Here is a 3,052-nt window from a genome sequence, read left to right as displayed (position 1 = left end):
CGCTGGAGGTTGGCCGAAGCCTCCCCACCTTCGTCATCCACGGGCGGAGCAGGAGCGAAGCTCCGTCGCGGAGACCCGAGGATGACGAAGCGATGGGCGATTTGGCCAATCTCGAAGCCGCGCGCCATCCGCCAGCACCTAACCACTCACCGGTGGCCGCCGATCGCTCCACGGCATCTCCTGCTCCAGCTGCGCCGACGCGGCCAGCACCGTTGCCTCGTCACCGTAGCGGCCGACCAGTTGCACGCCGATCGGCACGCCGTCTTTCGACCAGCCGAGCGGCAGCGAGATCGCCGGCTGGCCGGAGATGTTGAAGGGGAACGCAAACACCGAATCCGCCCACTTGGCGTTGTAGCGGTCGATGTCCGTCTCCGACATGTCGTAATAGCCGAACGGACGCGGCAGCTGCGTCAGGGTCGGGGTGATGAAGAGATCGTAGGCGCAGAGGTCGCCGACGATGTCGCGGCCGACCTGCCTGAGCTGTTCGACATCGGAGATGTGCCTGGTGCCGCTGGTCGAGCGGCCGCGCTCGATGATTGCCCAAGTCACCGCCTCGACATCGCCTGGCGTCACCGGCCGGCCGATCACCGTTTCAAGATAGTCGAACGTCGCCGCCGTCTGCACGCAGGTCATGTTGGTGTAGGTCTTCCACACAGCATTGGCGTCGAGCGGCATATCGTGCTCCTCGACATCGTGGCCGAGCCGCTCGAGCGCAGCCACGGTTGCCAGCACCGCCGCCTTCACCTCCGCATCGATCGCCGTGCCGTTGGGCGGCGTGACGGAAAAGCCGATGCGCAGCTTCTTTGGCGCCCGCGCCGAGAGGCTGAGCCAGCTGCTATCAGGAACCGGCGGCGTGTAGGGATCGCCGGGCAGTGCGCCGGCAACCGCATCGAGATAGGCCGCGGTGTCGCGCACGGTGCGCGAGCAGCACAGGAAGTACGCGCCGCCATACCAATAGTCGCCGAACGGCGCGAGGCTGACACGGCCGCGCGACGGTTTCAGCCCGACGATGCCGCAGCAGGAGGCCGGGATGCGGATCGAGCCTGCGCCATCGCTGGCCTCGGCGATCGGCACCATGCGCGAAGCGATGGCCGCGGCAGCGCCGCCGCTCGAGCCGCCGGGCGTGATGCCTTCCTTCCACGGGTTCTTCGTCACACCGTAGAGTTTTGGTTCCGTCGTGATCGACCAGCCATTCTCCGGCGCGTTCGACTTGCCGACCAGCACCAGCCCGGCCGCCTTCATGCGGCGAACCACCTCGGTGTCGAAATCGGCAACGACATCCCTGAGGTAGAATGAGGAGTTGGTGTTCGGTGCCCCGGTCCAGGACGAGGCCAGCTCCTTGAGCAGGAACGGCACGCCGGCGAAGGGCGCTGATGTGTCGACCGTCTCGGCCTGCGCCCGCGCCATGTCGTAGAGGCGATGGATGACCGCATTGAGCGCCGGGTTGAGCCGCTCGACCAGCGTGATCGCCGCCTCCACCAGTTCCCCCGGTGAAACCTGGCCGCTGTGCACCAGGCCGGCCAGGTCGAGCGCGTCGGACTCGGCATAGGTTTTCAGCAGACTGTCGGTGACCATGTCTCTCTCCCGTCGTTCGTTGATCTTGCCAACGTTGGCGCCGCCCCTCATCCGCCTGCCGGCACCTTCTCCCCGTATAGTGACGGGGAGAAGGGAGACGCTCCAACGCTGACGACCCCCTCTCCCCGTTCTTCACGGGGAGAGGGTAAGGGTGAGGGGCAGCGCCGGCCTGAAACGATTGCCGCCAGCAGCCGGATTGCGTCAGGCCAGGTCGATGGTCCGCCCCAGCGCGATGCTCTGTTCGGCGGCCAGCACGATGCGCAGGCTGTTGACCGCCGCATCCATCTGCTCGGTCAAATCGAGATCCTCGCGGATAGCGCGCAGGAAGAAGGCCTGCTCGCGGTCGCAGAGCTCCTGATGGCCGGGCTCGTCCTCCATGCTGACGATCTCGTCGGGCTTCGAGAAATTCTTGTCGCCGTCGACCGCGGCATAGTGGATCTTCAGGGCATCGGTCTTGGTGTGGCGGTCGATGTCGGCGGAGTTCGAAACCTCTGCCAGTTCGGCAGCACTGTTCGCCTGCTGGCCGGCGACGATCGATACCGCGCCCTTGGGGCCGACGACGTCCTTCACGAAATAGGCCGTCTCGCTCATCATCGGGCCCCAGCCCGCTTCGTACCAGCCGACCGAGCCGTCATCGAAGGTGACGTGCAGGTGGCCGTAATTCTGCTTGTCGGCTTCCGCCCAGAGCTTGGCGCCGATGCCATGCACACGCACCGGCTTGGCGCCGGTTAGCTGGCACATGACGTCGACATAGTGGACGCCGCAATCGACGATCGGGATCAGCGAATCGATCAGGTTCTTGTGCCAGTGCCAGGCGCTGCCGCTGCTCTGCTGGTTGAGGTTGAGCCGCATCACCAGCGGCTTGCCGAGCGTCTTCCCGACCTCGATGAACTTGATCCATGACGGGTGGACGCGCAGGATATAGCCGAGCACCAGCTTGCGGTTCTTCGCCCGCGCCGCCGCGACAACCTTCTCGGCATCCTCATTGTTGGTGGCGAGCGGCTTTTCCATGAACACATGGCAGTTGGCGGCGATTGCCTTCAGCGCATATTCGGCGTGGGTGTTCGGCCAGCTGTTGATCGACACCGCGTCCGGTTTTGTTTCCTTCAGCGCCTGGTCGAAATCCTCGTAGAGTGGGTAGCCGGCTAACTCTCCCGGAATCTTCGTGTTGCTCTTGATCGAGCGGCTCATAATGCCGACGATCTCAAAACCGTCGAGCCGGTGATACGCGCTGGCATGCGACGCACCCATATTGCCGAGACCCACCACCAGCACTTTTACCTTGTCGGACACCGCTGCCTCCCAAATTCTTGATTAAATCACGGGCGGCGCTGTTGCCGTCGCCCGCATGTTTATCCAGGACAATCACCTTAGGTTGGCGCCGCCCCCTCATTGCCCTGCCGGGCATTTCTCCCCGTATAGTGACGGGGAGAAAGGGCTGGCCGCAATGTTGGCGATTGGCGAAATCATCAACGAC

2 protein-coding genes are annotated in these 3,052 nt (G+C 64.5%); both read right to left on the bottom strand.

From position 1 onward, the window contains the following. Window positions 1-138 precede the first annotated feature (138 nt). Window positions 139-1,575, bottom strand: coding sequence for an amidase (locus EN750_RS26390; protein WP_127398349.1), 1,437 nt, complete (start codon window positions 1,573-1,575; stop codon window positions 139-141). A gap of 201 nt (window positions 1,576-1,776) precedes the next feature. Next, a complete protein-coding gene (locus EN750_RS26385) occupies window positions 1,777-2,868 on the bottom strand; it encodes a Gfo/Idh/MocA family oxidoreductase (protein ID WP_127398347.1) in 1,092 nt (363 codons plus the stop codon). Window positions 2,869-3,052 lie beyond the last annotated feature (184 nt).

Source organism: Mesorhizobium sp. M7A.F.Ca.ET.027.03.2.1 (assembly GCF_003999175.1).
Lineage (GTDB): Bacteria > Pseudomonadota > Alphaproteobacteria > Rhizobiales > Rhizobiaceae > Mesorhizobium.
This window is presented reverse-complemented; position numbering and strand designations above follow the sequence as displayed.